This window comes from Vibrio kasasachensis, from assembly GCF_050337565.1.
Classification (GTDB): Bacteria; Pseudomonadota; Gammaproteobacteria; order Enterobacterales; family Vibrionaceae; genus Vibrio; species Vibrio kasasachensis.
Genome location: NZ_JAKJTB010000012.1, coordinates 396,333 through 415,520, shown reverse-complemented (window position 1 = coordinate 415,520; position 19,188 = coordinate 396,333). Strand labels below are relative to the sequence as shown.

Annotated in this window: 17 protein-coding genes and 2 pseudogenes; 8 read left to right on the top strand and 11 right to left on the bottom strand. The window is 43.3% G+C overall.

Annotation, left to right across the window (positions count from 1 at the left end):
- Positions 1–84 precede the first annotated feature (84 nt).
- Positions 85–1,101: an IS110 family RNA-guided transposase gene (locus L4C38_RS10720; RefSeq protein ID WP_428797532.1), complete on the top strand. Its 1,017-nt coding sequence runs from the start codon at positions 85–87 to the stop codon at positions 1,099–1,101.
- Positions 1,102–1,525: 424 nt separating this feature from the next.
- Here L4C38_RS10720 and L4C38_RS10715 read toward each other — a convergent pair.
- Both L4C38_RS10715 and L4C38_RS10710 read right to left on the bottom strand, forming a co-directional pair.
- Positions 1,526–2,022 (bottom strand): annotated as a pseudogene (locus tag L4C38_RS10715) (transposase); the annotation flags it as partial.
- 45 nt (positions 2,023–2,067) lie between these two features.
- Positions 2,068–2,196, bottom strand: a pseudogene (locus L4C38_RS10710) (IS110 family transposase); the annotation flags it as partial.
- Positions 2,197–2,270: 74 nt separating this feature from the next.
- Here L4C38_RS10710 and L4C38_RS10705 point away from each other — a divergent pair.
- The gene (locus tag L4C38_RS10705; RefSeq protein ID WP_428797531.1) at positions 2,271–2,819 is read left to right on the top strand and encodes a chloramphenicol phosphotransferase CPT family protein; all 549 of its coding nucleotides are present in this window, start codon (positions 2,271–2,273) and stop codon (positions 2,817–2,819) included.
- Between the two features lie 86 nt (positions 2,820–2,905).
- On the top strand, positions 2,906–3,364 hold the full coding sequence (locus L4C38_RS10700) for an RDD family protein (RefSeq protein ID WP_428797530.1): 459 nt from the start codon (positions 2,906–2,908) through the stop codon (positions 3,362–3,364).
- A gap of 30 nt (positions 3,365–3,394) precedes the next feature.
- Here L4C38_RS10700 and L4C38_RS10695 read toward each other — a convergent pair whose 3' ends face one another.
- The gene (locus L4C38_RS10695) at positions 3,395–4,606 is read right to left on the bottom strand and encodes an amidase family protein (RefSeq protein ID WP_428797529.1); all 1,212 of its coding nucleotides are present in this window, start codon (positions 4,604–4,606) and stop codon (positions 3,395–3,397) included.
- A 284-nt stretch (positions 4,607–4,890) separates the two neighbouring features.
- Positions 4,891–5,718, bottom strand: a complete 828-nt coding sequence (locus L4C38_RS10690) for a DUF2797 domain-containing protein (protein WP_428797528.1) — start codon at positions 5,716–5,718, stop codon at positions 4,891–4,893.
- 372 nt (positions 5,719–6,090) lie between these two features.
- Here L4C38_RS10690 and L4C38_RS10685 point away from each other — a divergent pair, with 372 nt between their 5' ends.
- Positions 6,091–7,440 (top strand): GGDEF domain-containing protein, encoded by a 1,350-nt coding sequence (locus L4C38_RS10685; RefSeq protein WP_428797527.1) that lies wholly within the window; start codon positions 6,091–6,093, stop codon positions 7,438–7,440.
- Here the strand turns inward: L4C38_RS10685 and L4C38_RS10680 are convergent.
- Genes L4C38_RS10680 through L4C38_RS10670 form a run of 3 tightly spaced genes read right to left on the bottom strand, consistent with a single transcriptional unit; the run spans position 7,418 to position 10,220 of the window.
- Positions 7,418–8,155 carry a SanA/YdcF family protein gene (locus L4C38_RS10680; RefSeq protein WP_428797526.1) on the bottom strand — a complete coding sequence of 246 codons (738 nt, stop codon included), beginning with the start codon at positions 8,153–8,155 and terminating at the stop codon, positions 7,418–7,420. The two genes, L4C38_RS10685 and L4C38_RS10680, sit on opposite strands and share 23 nt — an antisense overlap.
- A complete protein-coding gene (locus L4C38_RS10675) occupies positions 8,155–8,478 on the bottom strand; it encodes a DUF3392 domain-containing protein (RefSeq protein WP_428797525.1) in 324 nt (107 codons plus the stop codon). The genes L4C38_RS10680 and L4C38_RS10675 overlap by 1 nt, the downstream gene beginning before the upstream one ends.
- 53 nt (positions 8,479–8,531) lie before the next feature.
- Positions 8,532–10,220, bottom strand: a complete 1,689-nt coding sequence (locus L4C38_RS10670; RefSeq protein WP_428797524.1) for an NAD-dependent malic enzyme — start codon at positions 10,218–10,220, stop codon at positions 8,532–8,534.
- Between the two features lie 203 nt (positions 10,221–10,423).
- On the opposite strand from L4C38_RS10670, the gene L4C38_RS10665 reads away from it, so the two are divergent.
- Together L4C38_RS10665 and L4C38_RS10660 are read left to right on the top strand one after the other, a co-directional pair.
- The gene (locus L4C38_RS10665) at positions 10,424–12,769 is read left to right on the top strand and encodes a helicase-related protein (RefSeq protein ID WP_428797523.1); all 2,346 of its coding nucleotides are present in this window, start codon (positions 10,424–10,426) and stop codon (positions 12,767–12,769) included.
- A gap of 228 nt (positions 12,770–12,997) precedes the next feature.
- Positions 12,998–13,375: a transporter gene (locus L4C38_RS10660; RefSeq protein ID WP_428797522.1), complete on the top strand. Its 378-nt coding sequence runs from the start codon at positions 12,998–13,000 to the stop codon at positions 13,373–13,375.
- Positions 13,376–13,487: 112 nt separating this feature from the next.
- On the opposite strand, the gene L4C38_RS10655 is transcribed toward L4C38_RS10660, so the two are convergent.
- The 3 genes from L4C38_RS10655 to L4C38_RS10645 form a co-directional block, all read right to left on the bottom strand.
- The gene (locus L4C38_RS10655) at positions 13,488–14,678 is read right to left on the bottom strand and encodes an amino acid aminotransferase (protein ID WP_428797521.1); all 1,191 of its coding nucleotides are present in this window, start codon (positions 14,676–14,678) and stop codon (positions 13,488–13,490) included.
- Positions 14,679–15,100: 422 nt separating this feature from the next.
- On the bottom strand, positions 15,101–15,400 hold the full coding sequence (locus L4C38_RS10650) for a hypothetical protein (protein ID WP_428797520.1): 300 nt from the start codon (positions 15,398–15,400) through the stop codon (positions 15,101–15,103).
- Between the two features lie 169 nt (positions 15,401–15,569).
- Complete coding sequence (locus L4C38_RS10645) at positions 15,570–15,806, bottom strand: hypothetical protein (RefSeq protein ID WP_428797519.1); 237 nt, start codon at positions 15,804–15,806, stop codon at positions 15,570–15,572.
- A 175-nt stretch (positions 15,807–15,981) separates the two neighbouring features.
- On the opposite strand from L4C38_RS10645, the gene L4C38_RS10640 reads away from it, so the two are divergent.
- Both L4C38_RS10640 and L4C38_RS10635 read left to right on the top strand, forming a co-directional pair.
- The gene (locus tag L4C38_RS10640) at positions 15,982–17,394 is read left to right on the top strand and encodes an aminotransferase-like domain-containing protein (RefSeq protein ID WP_428797518.1); all 1,413 of its coding nucleotides are present in this window, start codon (positions 15,982–15,984) and stop codon (positions 17,392–17,394) included.
- An 82-nt stretch (positions 17,395–17,476) separates the two neighbouring features.
- Positions 17,477–17,695: a hypothetical protein gene (locus L4C38_RS10635; RefSeq protein WP_428797551.1), complete on the top strand. Its 219-nt coding sequence runs from the start codon at positions 17,477–17,479 to the stop codon at positions 17,693–17,695.
- 72 nt (positions 17,696–17,767) lie between these two features.
- Here the strand turns inward: L4C38_RS10635 and asnS are convergent, their stop codons facing one another.
- The gene (gene asnS / locus L4C38_RS10630) at positions 17,768–19,168 is read right to left on the bottom strand and encodes an asparagine--tRNA ligase (protein WP_428797517.1); all 1,401 of its coding nucleotides are present in this window, start codon (positions 19,166–19,168) and stop codon (positions 17,768–17,770) included.
- Positions 19,169–19,188 lie beyond the last annotated feature (20 nt).

Genomic DNA, 19,188 nt, shown 5'->3' with positions numbered 1-19,188 from the left:
TGATGAGATGGTCTCCCCCTACCACTTCACATGACCATGAGCCATGCTTGGAGTGTTCAGGTCCCGAAGCAAAAGGAGAAGACCATGACTCAGCATAAAATCATCGGCATCGATTTAGCAAAAAATATTTTCTTTCTTGTTGAAATCGATCATAAAGGAAAAAACATCAGCCGTAAAAAACTTCAACGAAGTAAGTTGCTTAGCCATATCGCGAACCTAAAACCCTGCACTATTGCTATGGAAGCTTGTTCGGGCGCTCACTACTGGGCGCGTGAATTTGAAAAATTTGGGCATAAAGTTCTTTTATACCCTCCCCAACACGTCAAAAATCAACGCCGTAAACAAAAGAATGACTATAACGACGCTGAAGCGATTGCCGAACTAGCACTATATCAACGCGCCTACCCCGTCCCGCATAAATCCATCGAACAGCAAGACATTCAATCATTGATTCGAATGCGTAGATTGTGCGTTACCGAGAGAACCCGCTTGATTAATCAAGTTCGAGGACTCATTGCCGAGTACGGCATTATTATTCCCAAAGGAAAAGCACCTTTTAGGCAAGCCATTCCCGAAATATTAGAAGACGTCGAAAACCAACTCTCGCCAATATTGCGGGAACTTCTATCACGTCAGTACGAGCGCTATTTATATATCGATGAACAGATCCACTGGTTTGAAGAGAAGCTCAACCAAACCGTTAAACGGTTTGATAATGCCAAACGACTGATGTCTATTCCTGGCTTTGGGCCCCTCACTAGCCAAGCCGTCGCCGTATGGCTCGGCTCAGGTCAACAGTTTAAGACTGGTCGAGATGCCTCCGCTGCCATGGGGTTAGTCCCAAAACAAGATACAACGGGCGGTAATGTCATTCTTCTAGGGATAACCAAGCGGGGTAATACTTACATTCGGTCTTTACTTGTTCATGGGGCGAGGGCTGCTTTAAGACGCGCCAAATTCAAATCCGATAAGCTCAGTAAGTGGATGCTTGAGTTACAAGAGCGACGAGGTCCCAACCGTGCTGCGGTAGCACTCGCGAACAAACTCATGCGGATCGCTTGGGCTGTCATAACCAAAAACGAAGAGTATCAACCAACATAAAACAACATACATCACCAACCCTTTGCAAAGTACGTAGTGAGATGAATAACAGGATAAATCCTACACGTTGAAAACCTTCTGCTCACACTGGCTTTTAAAGTCGATAAGGTGATTAGGACTTCGTGTTCGACTGCCTCATCTTGGCCAAGGCAAAAGCCGCTAAAACAGGCCGTATATATGGTAGTTAACCTGCGCTTTTAATCATACTGCTGACTTGCAAAACTGGGGGAGACCATATATGTAAGCAACTTTGTTGTTCGTTTTGTATGCCATGGATGCGCACCAATGAAGCGGCCAATCAAAGCAGAGGGCTTGGACTACCTGACTCAGCTGACTCTATCGGGCTTAAATCCCAGTTAATTTATGCCAGCAATGTGTTCTCACTCAGCACCAGTTGGATGTTCAGCTCACTTCATTGTGCGACTTATTCAGGTAAAAAACGTTTCTCATCAACACGGTTTTGTTCCTCAACATGAAGTAGACACAGCGCCCCAACTTGTGAGCAAGCGCCGACAATGCTTTGGCTTTACTCATGCGCTTTTGTAGTATTTGGATGTACTTCTTCGCAGGTTCATTGCCATGAAGATAGAGTACAGCGGATTCAGAGAACGCCCATTTCAAGTAAGCATTCCCAATTTTATTGCCGTTAGTGCCTTTTTGTTTACCCGCCGATTCGGCTTTGCACTTCACTAATCGTGAGTAAGAGGCAAATTTCTGAACCAAGGAGAAGCGTTCGATATGACCAATTTCATACAATATGATGAGTGCGAGGATGCGCCCGATGCCCGGCACGGTTTGGAGGATTTGATAATCTTGAGCGTTGTGTTGTTTGGCGGTCTGCTCAATAAAGTGTTCAACACTCGCCAACTCTTTGGTGAAGAAAGCGATGACATTTAGAACCATATCGATGTTGCGATTGATAGCGGGTTCATCGAACCGGTTACGCACTTGCTCCCGAGCACACGGATAGCGTAATTGGACATTTGGATACTTTGACTGAAGCTGTTGAGTCAGTTTAATCAGCGCGGATTTATTGGCTATTATTCGGCCGAGGTAGAGAGGGTCTATATTGGAGGCTAGCACCTCGTGGAGAACATTATGTCTAGGCTTCTAGTTGAAATACTGTGTTTTAACGTTACCATATCGCTTTTTCAGTTAGGTTTAAGCTAATGGTTATCTTTCTAAATGGAGCGTCAAGCTCAGGCAAAACGACATTAAGCATAGCGCTTCAACAAGCTTTAGCTGATGTATACTTACATCTTTCAGTCGATACATATTTATCCCAAATCTCACCTTCAGATTTGGATAACTCTGCTTTAATGGAAAAGCGTTTCCCAAGCATAGTTGCAGGATTCCATGAATCAGCAGCAGCGATAGCTCGTGCTGGTAATAATGTAATTGTTGACTACGTATTACAACAGCCTGAATGGCTTGAAGCATGTGTTAATTCGTTCTATGGGTTAGATGTTGTATTTGTTGGGGTTCATTGTCCACTTGAACTTCTGGAAGAGCGCGAAGCTTTGAGGGGAGATCGTAAAGAGGGAGCAGCCAAATTTCATTTTAACCGTGTTCATAATCACCAATGCTATGATCTTGAGGTTAATACAGGGCTTTCAAGTACCGAAGATTGTGTTTCTGCAATTTTAAAATACCTTGAATCAGGTATAAAACCAGAAGCTTTTGGAAAGCTTAGCCGCCTCAGTTGTAGCGAAGTCTAGTAGCCTGACGAGTAATTCAAGTGAACGGTCAACACTTGGCATTTTTTAACTTGGTTAGCATGTAAAGTTTTAATTAGGAGAGGGCAATGGAGTCATATGAAGAAGTATCCTATACCAGACGGTTGGTATCAGGAATAGTGGACTTTTCGGTAGCTTTTTTCTTTGTAATTGTCATTGAAATTGTGTTTAGGGTACTGGGCTTAGCACCCAAGAGTCACGAACTTATTCCTACTTTGCTTCTTACAGAATTTGGAATGCTAAAGACTCGCTTAATTTGCTTCGTCCTGCTCTATTTCCTAAATTGGACGTACTTTATTAATGGTCAAACAATAGGTATGAAGCTATTACAGTATAAAGTTGTAATGAACGATGGCTCACCAGTGACGATGGTTTCAATGGTAATCAGGCAATTGATATTTTTCTTAACCATAATAAACCCTTTAAAAGTAATTGGCGGCTTTCTTTTCTTGAACCAACTTTTACTCTCCTATACAGGGAAAGCTTTACATGATTGGGTTGTTGGTACCAAAGTGATTTATAAATAGGTGCAATTCAGATTGGGAAGTATAACTAATTTAAGGGAATAGCTTTTTGACTGAAGAAAGCAAAAACTCATCCTGATAACGCCCTGCTGCCACAGACAATCCGATAGGAGAGCCATTTATTGTAGCCAGAGGAATTGATATTTCGGGCAATCCTCCGATCCCTGCGAATGAGGTGATTGCCATAGTCCTATCATAGAAATCTAATACGCTATCCAAATTATTAAGAGATCCTTTTAAGGGCGCAATTGTTGGTGTTGTTGGAAAAATAAATAGATCTCCTTTCTTCATAAAGTGGGAGATCTTCTTGAAAACATTTTCACATAGTAACAGAGCGTTATTTAACTCTGTTCGATCAAAGCTTTGAATGTTTTCATACGCAGCAGAAAAACTAGGTCCTTTCTCAGGGGAAAAAGCTTCAATCCAATTGCCTACTGTGCTTACAAACTCAGCGGTCTGTAACACTCTTAAAGCCTGACTGTTGGTAACATTAAGATCGATGCCTTCACCAACTATATCACTAAGGTTAATTGAGGTTATTGCTATCCCTGGGATTTCAAATAGAGGAGAAATTTTGTTTCTAATCGCATCGTTCACTTCGGCATCTGAAATAGAAAACGCATCTTCCAAGAGATAGATATTGATGATCTCTTCAGATTGAACTTCTTCACTTCGGAGCATAGTACGCATTACATTTTCAAGTATATTAATATCATTTGAGAAGGCACCAACGGTGCTTACGCTTGGCATGAACGGCAATACCCCAGCCTCAGATATACGGTGCAAAGTCGGTCTCATTCCCCATATACCACATAAACTAGCAGGGACTCGAATCGATCCTGCGGAATCAGTACCGATTGAAAAATCAACCAATCCACAAGCAACTGCAGATGCAGAACCGCTCGATGATCCTCCAGGTACCCGCTCAGGGGCTTTTGGGTTTATTGGCGTGCCAAAGAAGTAGCTTTCCCCATCCAAGCTATATGTGTACTCATCCGCGACGGTCTTTCCTAGGCAAGTTGCACCGTTTCCCAACAGCTGTTCAACACAAAGAGCATTGTAAACAGGGGCTTTGTGCGCCGACCGCCAAGGTATGCTCCCGTACGAGGTCTTGTAGCCACCAATGTCGATATTATCTTTAACGGCAAAAGTAAGCCCATCTAATGGGCCTTTTTGATATGGCTTCAAAGTAAATGTTTCAACAAATGCGCCTGATGATGCAAAGCTATAGGTGTTCTGGGTCATCTTTTTCCTTAATCTAACCTAGAGATTATAATGATACTTGTCCAACTTGAAGTTGCAGCGGTGTTGGCTGTGCTAACGTACCTATTCACATAGTTTATCTATGCTTATAAGTATCCGTATAGATAAATTACTAAACTAAGCTTCTAACACTTTGCTCTTGCGAGCCCCCTCTAATGATTTATTTCAAAAATGAGGTAGACGTACACCGTTACTATTGCTCTATGGTATGTAGCTATAAAAACTAAAAAGCCACCGCAAGGTGGCATTGTCGCATGTAAGAAGATTTATTCGTCACTGACCGTGATTTCATAGGACGTGAATTTACGTACATTGATGACACCAGTATCAAAGATCAGGTATTGACCTTTAATACCTTGCAGCGTGCCAGTAACCACAGGATTTTTATCAAAATTATGTGAGGTAATTTTTGTTGGATGTTCCAATACTGGGTATGAAATTAATGTGATCGATTCACTCAGTATTTGGATAGCATCATCACCAAATTGCTGTTTAATTTCAGCGATTTTGTCTTCAACCAAAGGTAATAGTTCAGCAAACTTATCTTCCAGAGCCAGTGGCTGTCCATCTTCTTTTAGTAATGTACGCCAGTTGGTTTTATCGGCAATATGCTTGGCGATTTCGACTTCTATTAAGCCGGAAATTTGGCGAGTTTTTACCTTAAATATAGGCAGGCCTTGTGTTGCACCTTGATCTATCCAGCGGGTCGGGATTTGTGTATGACGGGTGATTCCCACTTTAACGCTCGATGTATTCGAGAGATAAACGTAGTGATCGACCATGCAGTTGTCTTCGCCCCATTGAGGCTCACGACAGGTTCCCTGATCGTAGTGGCATGTTTCGGGTTTCATGATGCACATGTCGCAGCTTGCAAGCTTTTTCATACAGACAAAGCAATGCCCTTGTGAATAGCTTTTTTTGGTTTTTTTTCCACACGATTGGCAGAAGATATTACCAGTGTGTGACAGCGTGAGAGTGTGCCCAATAAAGGGGGTAAGATCGATAAGTTGCTCGCCAACGGGCAGTTGATAATGCACTTTGTCATCAAGTGTTGAGCGCATTTTGCGCAATGTTCCGGTAATGATTAAAGACATGACTTTGCTCTTAGTGTGTATTTATACCCGTCATACTTGAAGTTGCAGCGGTGTTGGCTGTGTTCGTGCGCCCCAATCACATAGTTCACCTATGCTCAGGGGGCTTTCTTACTTGCCGCCTACCTGCATCTTCAAGTTTCTTGGGTATATAGTTTATTGTGGTTATTTTTATGATTAGCTTATCAGAGTTTATGTCGAGTTTCTGTTCGTGTTCATTTCTCTCTGACTAAAAGTCACATTACGACCAGTTACGTTTCTATGAAGTCGGTCCTAAATATTTTGGAACGCGAGTCGTTTTAGTTGTGCAACCAAATGTATGCCTAGTAAATTCTGTCTCAAATATAGTAATGATTTCATTCCTATGTATTGTTTTTGAGTGAGATTACTAAGTTGAATGTAATTCATAAGCTGATATTCGCCTTATTTGTATTTACTGTTTTTATAGTGACAGTGCATTGGCAGTTCGGTGAGAATAGAAAATATCGAGTTAGCCCTAGTGAATATACTTTTCTAGCCACTAATGATCAGGTACAAAAAGGTGCATCAACGAGTGCAGTTGTACAAAAATCTGATGCTGTTGAGCTTAATTGTGAGCTAAAGTCTAGCGCAGATTATCCATGGCCATATTGCGGTGTATCGATAAAGTTCGATAAACATGATCCGTCCAAAGGCTTAGATTTAACGCATTTTCATACAGTTCTTTTGGATGTTGATTTTATTAACTTAGACGGTGGCGAAAAACCTGCCATGCGTTTCTATCTGCGCAACTTTAATCCAGTCTATTCCACCCCCGAAAGTGAGTACACATTCAAATACAATGGGTTGGACTATCGCCAAGCAGACTATCGTGATGTGTTGAAGATCCCGCTAAAGAATATGCAAGTATTAACCTGGTGGTTGGTGGACAATCAAATACCGATTGAATATGCAGGATTAGAATTTGGCAATGTTAATCGTATTGAATTTGCAACGGGATCTGGTACCCCAGTTGGTCGCTATCAACTCAAGATCAATAGCATTGAGTTTGTTGGGCACTACATTCATGGTGAAACATTAATGTTGATGTTGTTAACGTTGTGGGTGACGTTAGCGATGATATTTAGCGCGTTGGAAATTAGAAACAATCGCCGAAAAATTGTACATTACGAGTCTCGGCGACAATATCTCAAGAGCCTTAATCGTAAGTTGACCGAGCAGAATATTGAGTTTGCCGAGAAAGCATATCGTGATGCGCTCACTGGTGCGATGAATCGCCACGCGGTACGAGAGTGGTTAGAAACGCAGATGGTGTCTAGCGAAAACTCAAGGGAGACTCTTTCGGTTATCTATTTGGATATTGATCACTTCAAGTATGTGAATGATGAGTTTGGGCACAAAATGGGTGATGAGATTTTGTGTGAATTTACCATGGTCGTGATGTCTGAACTTAGATCAAGCGATCGCTTAGTTCGATGGGGAGGGGAAGAGTTTGTGGTTTTCTGTCCATCAACATCGCTAAAACAAGCGCACATGCTGGCGGAGCGTTTGCGACAGAAGGTGGAGCTTTATCAATGGATGCATGGTCAGGTTTTGACGGCGAGTTTAGGCGTAACCCAAATGGGCGATGAAACTGCGTTAGATATGGTTGCTCGTGCAGATGAGTTGCTGTATGTCGCCAAACGTAGTGGTAGAAATCGAGTGGAAGTCACCGATATACAAATTACCGACCTGATAAAGGGTTAGTGAGTTCTTGAGTTTTGTTAGGTGCGTCTTCAATGGTACTAATGGGCTCCTTTGGTCCGAGGAATTTTGGTTTCTCCCGAGTGATATAGAGATCAAGCACGGCTTTGGCGCGAGCAAACACTTCTCTCAGCCTAACTTTGTAACCGGAATGCTTGGTAGGGCCTGACACTGCAAGGCATGTAGCTTGGATGTTGTGGAAGTTGGCGATGAACAACGCACGTTCGCAATGGAATTGTTGTGAAATAATCAGAAAGTTATCGGTATCAAATATTTCTTTAGCGCGTACTACCGAATCAAGCGTACGAAAACCTGCGTAGTCGAGATAGATTCTTTCTTCGGGTACTTCTGCTCGTAACAAATCACGTTTCATTGTCCATGGTTCATTGTAAGAGCGGTGAGCATTGTCGCCACTTAGCAAAAAGTTGGAGACTTTGCTTTGCTCATAGAGTTCGATGGCGGCGTTAATTCGATGAATATAGTATTCATTTAATATTTTACCGAGGTACTTGCTGGTGCCGAGGACTACGGCAACATTGTGTGGTTCAACATTATCGACAGAAAAGTACAGCTGATCTTGAGTTTGTATACTCACCCAGCGATCGATAGTAAACAGGGAAATGATCAGCAATAAAGCACCAGCCAAGAGAAACTTTGTCGCTTTTATAGCCAGCTGCAACGTTTTTTTGGATGGAATGTGATGAAAAAATTTACGCACTAAATCTGTCTATTCCTTTGAGCCCATAAGCCAATAGCAGCAAAGCTCGCAATAACGATTAAAAACATCATGCCATACGGCAATTGTGCGAGTGTCCGAGCTAGGTAAGGGGTTAGTTTCACTATGATTAAGCCGTAACCGAACGCATTTATCAATATGAATACTAATGTTCTTAGAACAAAATTGTGAGCTCTGAGAACTTTTCTAAGGCTAGAATTAATTTCACTGCCAAACACAACCAGTGAACATGCGATCAAAGCTGTGGATATATCACTCAAATGAGTGGCAATGTATCTCCCTGCGGGGTCAAAATATTCAAACATGTTTACTCCAACGATAACGCCCCCTAAACAGAGGCGTTATGAGCAAGCTAGGATTAAAACGCAGTACGTTTGTAGCGGCGGTAAACAGGTTGCCAGAAGTAAGCTTCGATCGCTTCTTCTAGTGCTTCATCAGTGATCTCTTGCGCTACGCCTTGTTCAATCGCTTTCTTACCAACTGCAAAAGCAATCTTTTTGGACACAGTATGTATCGCTTCCAGTGGCGGTAAGAGGGCACCTTGTCCATTGATGGCTAGCGGAGAAGAGCTTGCTAAAGCACGGCTAGATTCTTGTAGCATTTCATCGGTTACACGGCGAGCTGAAACCGCCAAGACACCCAAGCCAATACCAGGGAAAATATAACTATTGTTACATTGAGCAATGGTGTAGGTTTTGCCATCGTGGACGACCGGGTCAAATGGGCTGCCCGTTGCGACAAGTGCTTCGCCATTGGTCCAACGAATAATGTCATTTGGTGTCGCTTCTACGCGGCTAGTTGGATTCGATAGTGGGAAGACGATAGGGCGCGCACAATGCTTGTGCATTTCTTTTATGACTTCTTTACTAAACAGTCCCGGAGCGCCAGAAACACCGATCAGCACGGTAGGCTTGCCGTTGCTCATGACATCCAGTAATGAAAAGCCGCTGCCGTCATTCTCCCAATCCGTTGTGCTTTCTGCTTTTTGAACCAGTTTCTGCTGAAAATCTAACAGATTTGGCATCCCTTCTTGTAGTAGACCCCAGCGGTCAACCATGTATACCTGCGAGCGAGCTTGTTGATCTGAAATACCTTCAGAGACCATTTGTGCGATGATCGCTTCCGCAATACCGCAGCCTGCTGAACCGGCACCAAGGAATGCTATACGTTGCTCAGAAAGCGCGCTGCCCGCAGCTTGGCAAGCGGCAAGCAATGAACCGACAGTCACTGCAGCGGTTCCTTGAATGTCATCGTTGAAACAGCAAATGCGATTTTTGTAGCGTTCAAGCAATGGCATTGCGTTCTTTTGTGCAAAATCTTCAAACTGGACTAAAGCATCAGGCCAACGGCGTTGAACGGATTGGATAAACTCTTCAACAAACGCATCGTAATCTTGGCCAGTAATACGAGGATGGCGCCATCCCATGTACATTGGGTCAGCGAGGCGCTGTGGGTTATTTGTGCCGACATCAAGTACGATTGGTAGAGTATAAGCTGGGCTAATACCACCACAAGCTGTATACAGAGCCAGTTTTCCGATAGGGATCCCCATGCCACCGATGCCTTGGTCACCCAGACCTAAAATTCGCTCACCATCGGTCACGACGATTACTTTAACGTTGTGATTCGAGGCATTGTTCAAGATGTCATCTATACGGTCACGGTTTGCATACGATACGAACAGACCTCGTCCACGTCGATAAATATTCGAGAAGTTCTCACATGCAGCGCCAACTGTTGGCGTATAGATAATTGGCATCATCTCGGAAATGTGATTTTGCACTAAACGGTAGAATAGAGTTTCGTTAGTATCTTGAATATTGCGCAGGTAGATGTGTTTATCCATATCGCTTTCAAAGCTGCGGTATTGTTGGTAAGCACGTTCGACTTGCTCTTGAATGGTTTCGGTAGTCTCAGGTAACAGACCTTCAAGGTTAAATGAAATACGTTCTCCGGCAGAAAAAGCACTACCTTTGTTTAGCAGTGGCGTACTTAGCAGTGCTGGACCCGCGAAAGGGATATAGATTGGACGTTTGTCGTTATTCATTGAGAACCTATAGTCGAGAACGAAAAATAGTGAGCGAATATTATACCGACCATTATTGATGGAGATATAACACCATATTGTAAACTGGGATTGAACTCGTCACAACAATCGCAAGCGAGAGTGTGTACTTATATTATGCCATTGCTTTAACTGCGGACGATTTCGCCTATAATCAGCTACTAAATCTTTAAATACTTCGTGTTATGACCGCATTACCGATTGATTCGCTTAAAAATACATTTCTCACCCAACTGAAAACACAGCATCTTGTTGTTGAGGCTGAAACTGGCTCAGGCAAATCTACCCGCTTACCTCTCTGGGCGAAACAACAAGGGCGAGTATTGGTTATTGAACCTCGAAGAATTGCTTGTACGTCATTAGCTCAATTTCTTGCGGCACAAAATCGCGAGGAAGTGGGCGAGTCGATTGGTTACGCCATCAAATTAGAAAAGTGTTTTCAAGAACATAGCCAAATCGTCTTTGTGACACCTGGGGTAGCGTTACGTTGGTATGCAGAAAACCGTTTGACCGACTTTGATATTGTTATTGTTGATGAGTTTCATGAACGCCGATGGGACACTGATTTGCTGGTAGCGTTGTTCAAACGGCATGGTCAACACCGGGTGGTGCTAACTTCAGCCACCATTGAGGGAGATAAGCTCGCTAATTATATTGGCGCAGTAAGATTGCAAGCTGAGGGGCGAAACTATCAAGTTGTTATAACAAACCGTGCGAAAGAATCACGACAGTTACCTGATAGTAGGCAGCTTGAGCAGAGAATAAAAACGGAAGTTCTGCGTGCGTTGGAAACCACACATGGTGACATTCTAGTTTTTCTACCCGGTCGCAAAGAAATAAGCCAATGTGCACAGATGTTGGCAGGAATTGAGGGAGTGTTAATAACACCGTTACACGCCTCTGTATCAGATAAGCAGCGCGAACAAGCAATGAACGCACAAAGCCAAGCCAAAGTTGTGTTGGCGACAAACGTAGCGGAAACTTCGCTCACTATTCCTAATATCGCCGTTGTGATTGATTCAGGGTTGGAGCGTCGAACTGAACAAAGAAATGGACGAACAACACTGAGTCTAAAACATATATCGCAGGCTAGCGCCAAGCAGCGTGCTGGGCGTGCTGGGCGAGTTATGGATGGGGCTTGCATCCGTTTGTACGGTGAACATGCCGCGCTGAGTGTGGTGACACCTCCTGAAATGCATAGAGAGTCACTCACGGAGGCAATGCTCGCGTCAGCGAGTTGCGGTGAATCATTACTTAAACTCGACTTTCTTGATGCTCTGCCGGAAAAATCAGCGAGTTTAGCCAGTAAAATACTAGGTGGGATGCAGGCGATAGATTCTCAAGGTCTAGCGACCGAGCATGGTCTTATGATGTCTCCATTGCCGATAGATGCCTTGTTAGCGGATTTAGTGACTCGCATGCCAACCAAAGCGTTAAAAGAAGTCATGATTGATTACACTGCGGCATTGGCGACACCTGCAAAATTGTATCGTATTACAGGTAGTGAGGAAGAGTTGGAGGTCTTATCTCAGCAGGAACACCTCGGTTGTGATGGGCAAATTTCAGTAGGCTTACTTCGCGGCCAGACATTTTCAGGGCTTAGTATCGACACAGAAGCTTTGGCGGAAGCTCAAGGGCTTTCAAAACAAATGCGTGAGCTGTTTGAGCTTCCTCAACTCGGTGTTGCTTCACGATATGAACACAGTAAATGGGTCGAAGCAATTGCTGCACTTCACCCCGAATTAGTCTTCGTTCGACGACCGAAACGTAAAGAAGCGCTCGCCAACGGGGAACTAGAGGTGATTATCGGTCGTGAAAGCCGTTTCCCCAACAAGGTTGAAGCGGCAATTGTCCTTGATACGTATAGTTTACCTGGTCGAGGAGTAAAACAAACTTTAACACTCGCAACCGAAGTGATGCCATTTGCCATCGATAGGCTACAAAATGTGCCGTTAGGTGAGTGGCAACAGGGAAGTACCATTTCTGATGAATCGGGTACGTTTGCAGAATTGGAGTTAGTCTATGCTGGGCGTGTTATTGCAACAAAACGCGAAGTAGCTAGAGGTAAGCTCGCTATCCAACCGATGTTAGAGGCAGTCAAAGCCGATCAAAAACTGGTTGGATTATATTCAGAAAGGAAAGCGCAAATTGACCATTGGCGAGTTTACGTTGAGCTCGGTTTATCAGAGCAGTCCGATCATCAATGTATGACTTTTGAAAAGTGGTTTACTCAGCAGTTAGAACTATTAGAACTTAGTGAACTGGATGAGTTAGACCTATTTTGCCCTGATGATTTTTCTTTCGAGGGCATTCCTTATTGGGAATATCAGAATTTCGCCGAGCAATACCCATTTTCACTTAGCCTCGGAGACCTCAATCTGGAGGTTGAGTATTTCCCTGCTAGAAAGCTCGTTTATGTCGTTTATCGAGATGGTCTACGCAAAGGCGACCCTAAACGCTGGGAGTTGCCAAGATGGATTGGTTGGAAGATTCAATACAAAAAAGCCAGTAGAATCATTGACATAAAATAATTTTGTTAAATTGATAACTATTTTTGATGCATTATTTTAGAGTGTCAAATATTACGCAACTGGTTTTCTATATCGCCGAATTGTACTTCGATTGTTATAAGGATGGTTTTTATATAGCTTTTTCGTCCGTTACGCGGATATAACAGACCATTGTTCTATATCCTATTGATCTATTAGGTAACTTGACAGATATTGAATTGACTTGTTGCCTTATTCACGGGGGATGATATGGAACATCAAGGCAAGGCAAGTGTGGTTTTTGACTATACCTCTTTTTTAGGTGAAGCTTACAGCAAGAGATGGACGTTTTTTGAAGCGATAAGTACGATATCACCTGCTTTCAGTATTGCTGGGGAAGGCAGCGTTGAACAGTCGAGTACGCCTGAAGAACGTTTAAAAAATCAAGCGATGAAGTCTCTTTCGGCTAGTCGCAGCGATGAGTCAAATATCCATACACTTCTTGAACTCGCAAAGACGGAAGGTATTCATCAATTGCATCTGGTTATGCCTTATGAACTAGAGCAAGAGCAGTTAGAGCGCATAAAAGAACGCTTAAAAGTGAATATTACCAACTTGGAGCAAGATGAATTGATGGTGACGTTATAATGATTAATGCTGAATAATACCAACTTTAATCATTTAACAATCTATAAGAACTATCAAAAGAAAAGCCAGCATTCGCTGGCTTTCTTGTTTAATGACGGTTAATTCTGCATGGTTAGAGTACCGCAGCGATACCTTGGCACAATGGCAGCATATTTGATTTAGTCATACCCGCAACGCTGATTCGACCTGAGCCAACGATGTAGATTGCAAATTCATCTCTTAGGCGCGCGACCTGCTCCTTAGATAGACCGGAGAAAGAGAACATACCATTCTGGCGTTCAATAAAGCTGAAGTCTGCATCCACGCCTTGTTGCTTTAAGGTTGCAACAAATAGCTCACGCATTTCTTGGATACGATCACGCATCTCTTTTACTTCCGCTTCCCATTCCGCGCGAAGCTCATCGTTGCTTAGGATGTAAGTAACGACCGCGCTGCCGTGTGCTGGTGGATTTGAGTAGATTGAGCGGATGATCGCTTTCACTTGAGAAAATGCCGTGGTAGCAACGTCTTCGGTTTGTGCTACAAGGGTAAAGGCACCAACTCGCTCATTGTATAAACCAAAGTTTTTAGAGAACGAACTAGCCACAAGAATTTCTTTGTTGTACTTAGCAAAAGTACGTAGCCCTGCAGCATCTTCAGCCACACCAACAGAAAAACCTTGGTAAGCAAAGTCGAACAGTGGCAAAAGTTGCTTTTTAGCGACCAGTTTAGCCAGCACTTCCCACTCGTCGGCTGTTGGATCAATACCAGTTGGGTTGTGGCAGCAGCCATGCAGTAACACAATGTCACCCGCTTTAGCTTGCTCAAGATCCGCCAGCATGCCAGCAAAGTCTTTGTCTTTTGTTTCAGCGTTGTAGTAGCTGTATTGCGCTGTTTCAATGCCAGCCGCAGTAAACACGCCGTTATGGTTTGCCCATGTAGGGTTGCTGATCCAGATTTTAGCGCCGTTAAGTTGACGTTTGATGAATTCGCCAGCGATACGAAGAGCGCCAGTACCACCCGGTGCTTGGGCTGTTTTAGCGCGTTTTTCTACAACTATTTCAGAATCTGCGCCGAACAGAAGTTTTTGCACGGCAAGAGCATATTCTGCGGTACCTTCGATAGTTAAATATGATTTGGTTTTTTCAGTTTCAATAAGAGCGGCTTCAGCTTTTTTTACGGTGGCTAGAATAGGTGTTTCACCTTGTTCATTTTTATAAATGCCAACACCAAGGTTAATTTTTTCAGCACGAGGATCCTTTTTAAATTCTTCAGTAAGGCCAAGAATAGGGTCTGCCGGAGCTGCAACTACTTTTTCAAACATAATCGTCATCCATGTTAATCGAAGGGGGATAAATACTGTAACTTGAATATTTATACCTTTATGACGCACAAGAGACAATACTAAATGGGTAGAAACTAGAAATTTTATTCACTAACAGGCAATGGTGGTTCAATTCGCCAATTTTTTCCAAGTGACAGGGGGAATAATGTCGGTATCTGCTAATGTAAAGTGGAGAATTCATATTTCTAACTGATTTTCAAAGCCAACAATAAATATGCTGAACCCCTTGCTAGAACAAGCCAAAATTGATTCGGCTCAATAAAAAAACATAGGTCTATCCGATTAAGAGATGGTTTTATCCGCAGTCAGACAATTTTCTATATGTGAACGAGGTTTCCTAATAAAATGTAATAGGAGAATGGGAAACGATCGAAGCCTAAAGCGGATCCGACCGATAAATACTATTTCTTGAGGTTTATTTGAGATTCATGTGCTTGAGTTTCAAAGTCTGGCTTACTCGACATCGTCTTTATTGCCCAGTTATTAAGGTGTAGTAAAATGGCATTTAAAGCATGTTTTTCAGTGACTTTTTCGTTGGCTTTTACCTCTATGTTCGCCTTTGGGTGGGAGCCTGTTGCGTCCTCAGCGATGTGCAGCCAATCTGGGTGCCAGTAATAGGGCTGACCTGATGGTGCTTTCCAGATATGAACACCGTTGCTTTCGCCTTTGTATTGGATGTCGTTTTCGTTGTATTTTGTCATTATCTCTATCTCTCATGGATTAATATTTGAGGGATGTCACCTTTGCTCGGTAAATTTAACACACGTAGCAATAAATATTGTGATGCCAACCGATTTGGCTGGCGGTGAAGTGAGAATAATTCGTTTGTAGTGAACCCATTAAGTCTTAATTTTTCATTCACCAACAAATTTAACTATCATGGTCATTTAGATGGTCGATAATTGCTTGTTTTGCATGCTCTTCGTTAGCAATGGTGCCTTCTGGTACTTTCAAATTTCTTTTTGGGTATAACCCCATTGCATCTTCAGCAATATGCAACCATTCAGGGTGCCAGTAGTATGGATCGCCACTTTCTGGGTGGTCCCAACGGTGAACGCCTTGATGAACACCGTTGTAAGAAAGGTCATCCATTGTAAATAGTTTCATGTTGCCTCCAGAATTAATTGACTTGCCATTGCAAGTATGGGAGATAAACGGCGCTTTTGCGTTTATGCTGAACAGGTCCAAGATTGATTATTTAGGTTGCGGCATTATTGCTACCGTTGGGAAATCGCAGTTACAAGTATGATATCGTGCTGATTCTAACGGACTCGAGGGAATCATGAGCCTATATCAACAACTTGCTGAATTGTTTAAGCAGCAGATTCAACAAAACACATGGAGATCGGGGGAGAGGATACCTTCCGTTCGTGTAACGAGTCGAAATCATTCCCTAAGTGCCGGAACGGTGCTGCAAGCGTATCAGTTGCTTGAATCACAAGGTTGGATTGTAGCCAAACCCCAATCAGGCTATTTTGTTAGTTCCACGCTTGAACGCAAATTAGTGGCTCCCAAAGATGAAGCGCCAGTAAGGCTCTCTATCAATGATGTACTATTTGATTTCTTAAACAGTCAAAAAAATACTGGATTTGTTAAGTTTGGTTCAGCGTTCCCTGACCCAAATTTATTTCCTTTAGAGTTACTAAATCGAAGTTTGGCGAGTGCCGGGCGCAAGATGCAACCTGACGGGATATTGGATAACCTGCCTCCCGGAAGCGAAACGTTGCGTCGATTAATTGCTCAACGTTACATCCAACAAGGTATGAATTTAACTCATCATGATATTGTGCTGACTTCTGGAGCACTAGAAGCACTGAATTTGAGTTTACAGGCTGTCACACAACCGGGTGACACTGTAGTCGTGGAAGTTCCTACATTTTATGGGGCGCTTCAAGCGGTTGAGCGGTTAGGGCTAAAAGCTATCCCAATTCAAGTTGATGTGAGTTTGGGTTTATGTATTGATCAGCTTGAGCAGGCGTTTTCTAGCCATCAAGTGAAGGCCTGTTGGTTGATGAGTAATTTTCAAAACCCGACGGGAGCGTCACTGAGTGATGTGAAAAAACGTCAAATCGTCGCGCTAGCGCAACAATACAATGTCTGCCTAATTGAAGATGATGTCTATGGTGAGTTGTACTTTTCAGAAACTAAACCGAGTTCGTTGAAAATGTACGATAGTGTTGAACAAGAACATGTGTTGCATTGTGGCTCACTATCAAAAAGCCTTTGCCCAGGTTTCCGGCTAGGGTGGGTAGTGACCAAACGTCATAACCAACGAATTCAGAAATTACAATTGCTCTCGACCTTGTCAGGCAGCGCGCCAGTACAGCAAGGTATTGCGCACTATTTACAAAACGACAGCTACGATAATCATTTGAGGAAGCTACGTAAGACTCTGATGCAACGGCAAAAATGGATGGTTAATACCTTGGAGATGCTATTACCTAAAGAGGTTACGTTTCAAGTGCCTAACGGCGGTTACTTTTTGTGGCTGAAGCTACCTGATGGGCTCAGTAGTCGAGAGGTTTATCAAAGGTTGACGGAGCAGAATATAACCGTTGCAGGTGGCGAGCTATTTTCAACGTCAGGCAGCCATGAGTCATACTTGCGTCTAAATACGTCTTTGGCAGAGAAGTCGCAATTAGTCAGTGCTATTAAACAGATTGGTGAAGTGATAGTAGAACTTTCAACTGTTTAGTCATTTTTCTACATAACTGTATCAGCGACTTTATTTAACTCTATGTTTCAATTGCTGAGTTTACTCATGGATAGGAGTTATGATGAAGAAACGCTCGATTAGTAATGAACTTTGGCTGGTTGGTATCGCAATCATTTGCGCCCTATTATTGATTTTTGGTCACATTATTTTAGCTAAGTCTTTTGCTCACATGCCGTGGGCGGAGTACACGGCTGCTGCGATCCCATTTGTCTTGTTTGGTTTATATCTATTTGGGATTAAATCTGCGACGAAAGCACAAAAAGAGCAAACAAACGAATAGCAATTGGTTGCCGATGAAATAAAAAGACCTCCACAAGGGAGGTCTTTCAAATATGATGTCACATCAGTGCGATTAGAAGTTCGCTGAGCGAGGAGTACGTGGGAATGGAATCACGTCACGAACGTTGCCCATACCGGTTACGTAAGAAACCAAACGCTCAAAACCTAGACCGAAACCTGCGTGAGGTACTGTGCCGTATTTACGTAGGTCGCGGTACCAGTTCATGTGCTCAGGGTCGATACCTACTTCACGCATACGCTCGTCTAGAATGTCTAGACGCTCTTCACGCTGAGAACCACCGATGATTTCACCGATGCCAGGAGCAAGTACGTCCATTGCCGCTACAGTCTTACCGTCATCATTAGCACGCATGTAGAATGCTTTGATGTCTTTCGGGTAGTTCTTAACGATTACAGGCGCTTTGAAGTGCTCTTCCGCTAGGAAACGCTCGTGCTCAGAAGACATATCGATACCCCATTCAACTGGGAATTCGAACTCACGACCAGAATCCATAAGGATTTGGATTGCGTCAGTGTAGTCAACTTGTGCAAAATCAGAAGTAACAAACTGCTCTAGACGAGTGATTGCTTCTTTGTCGATACGTTGAGCGAAGAACTCAAGGTCGTCACGACACTCTTCAAGTACTGCTTTGAATACAAACTTAAGCATCTCTTCTGAAAGCTTGGCGATATCTTCTAGATCCGCGAAAGCAACTTCAGGTTCAACCATCCAGAATTCCGCTAGGTGGCGGCTAGTGTTTGAGTTTTCAGCACGGAATGTAGGACCAAACGTGTAAACTTTGCTTAGTGCACAAGCGTAAGCTTCACCGTTTAGTTGGCCAGATACTGTCAGGAATGTCTCTTTACCGAAGAAGTCTTCGTTGTAGTCAACTTTACCAGCGTCAGTACGAGGTAGGTTTTCCATATCAAGCGTAGATACGCGGAACATTTCACCCGCACCTTCAGCATCAGAGGCGGTGATCAGTGGCGCAGATACCCAGAAGTAACCTTGTTCGTGGTAGAAACGGTGAATTGCTTGAGAAAGACAGTTACGCACACGCGCTACTGCACCGATCACGTTAGTACGTGGACGTAGGTGCGCCACTTCACGAAGGTACTCAATAGAGTGACGAGTTTTCGCCATTGGGTACGTTTCAGCGTCTTCAACCCAACCAACTACTTTTACGTCTGTCGCTGCGAGCTCAAATGCTTGGCCTGCGGCAGGTGAATCTACAATCTTACCAGTTACCTCAACAGAGCAACCAGTAGTCAGTTTAAGTACTTCGTCGTTATAATTATTAAGATTATTTGGGACCACGGCCTGAATCGGGTCGAAACAAGAGCCGTCATAGATGGCAAGAAAAGAAATTCCAGCTTTGGAATCACGACGCGAACGGATCCAGCCACGAACAGTGACTTCACTGTCTGCTGCTAGTTTACCGCTCAATACGTCTTTTACAGGCGCGTAAGTCATGTTAGAAATAATCTCCATTA

Bases quoted from the DNA above. Each gene is read 5' to 3' on its own strand.
- L4C38_RS10720 (WP_428797532.1), top strand. From the start codon at position 85: ATGACTCAGCATAAAATCATCGGCATCGATTTAGCAAAAAATATTTTC.
- L4C38_RS10705 (WP_428797531.1), top strand. From the start codon at position 2,271: ATGGTTATCTTTCTAAATGGAGCGTCAAGCTCAGGCAAAACGACATTA.
- L4C38_RS10700 (WP_428797530.1), top strand. From the start codon at position 2,906: ATGGAGTCATATGAAGAAGTATCCTATACCAGACGGTTGGTATCAGGA.
- L4C38_RS10695 (WP_428797529.1), bottom strand. From the start codon at position 4,606: ATGACCCAGAACACCTATAGCTTTGCATCATCAGGCGCATTTGTTGAA.
- L4C38_RS10690 (WP_428797528.1), bottom strand. From the start codon at position 5,718: ATGTCTTTAATCATTACCGGAACATTGCGCAAAATGCGCTCAACACTT.
- L4C38_RS10675 (WP_428797525.1), bottom strand. From the start codon at position 8,478: ATGTTTGAATATTTTGACCCCGCAGGGAGATACATTGCCACTCATTTG.
- L4C38_RS10670 (WP_428797524.1), bottom strand. From the start codon at position 10,220: ATGAATAACGACAAACGTCCAATCTATATCCCTTTCGCGGGTCCAGCA.
- L4C38_RS10665 (WP_428797523.1), top strand. From the start codon at position 10,424: ATGACCGCATTACCGATTGATTCGCTTAAAAATACATTTCTCACCCAA.
- L4C38_RS10660 (WP_428797522.1), top strand. From the start codon at position 12,998: ATGGAACATCAAGGCAAGGCAAGTGTGGTTTTTGACTATACCTCTTTT.
- L4C38_RS10655 (WP_428797521.1), bottom strand. From the start codon at position 14,678: ATGTTTGAAAAAGTAGTTGCAGCTCCGGCAGACCCTATTCTTGGCCTT.
- L4C38_RS10650 (WP_428797520.1), bottom strand. From the start codon at position 15,400: ATGACAAAATACAACGAAAACGACATCCAATACAAAGGCGAAAGCAAC.
- L4C38_RS10645 (WP_428797519.1), bottom strand. From the start codon at position 15,806: ATGAAACTATTTACAATGGATGACCTTTCTTACAACGGTGTTCATCAA.
- L4C38_RS10640 (WP_428797518.1), top strand. From the start codon at position 15,982: ATGAGCCTATATCAACAACTTGCTGAATTGTTTAAGCAGCAGATTCAA.
- L4C38_RS10635 (WP_428797551.1), top strand. From the start codon at position 17,477: ATGAAGAAACGCTCGATTAGTAATGAACTTTGGCTGGTTGGTATCGCA.
- asnS (WP_428797517.1), bottom strand. From the start codon at position 19,168: ATGACTTACGCGCCTGTAAAAGACGTATTGAGCGGTAAACTAGCAGCA.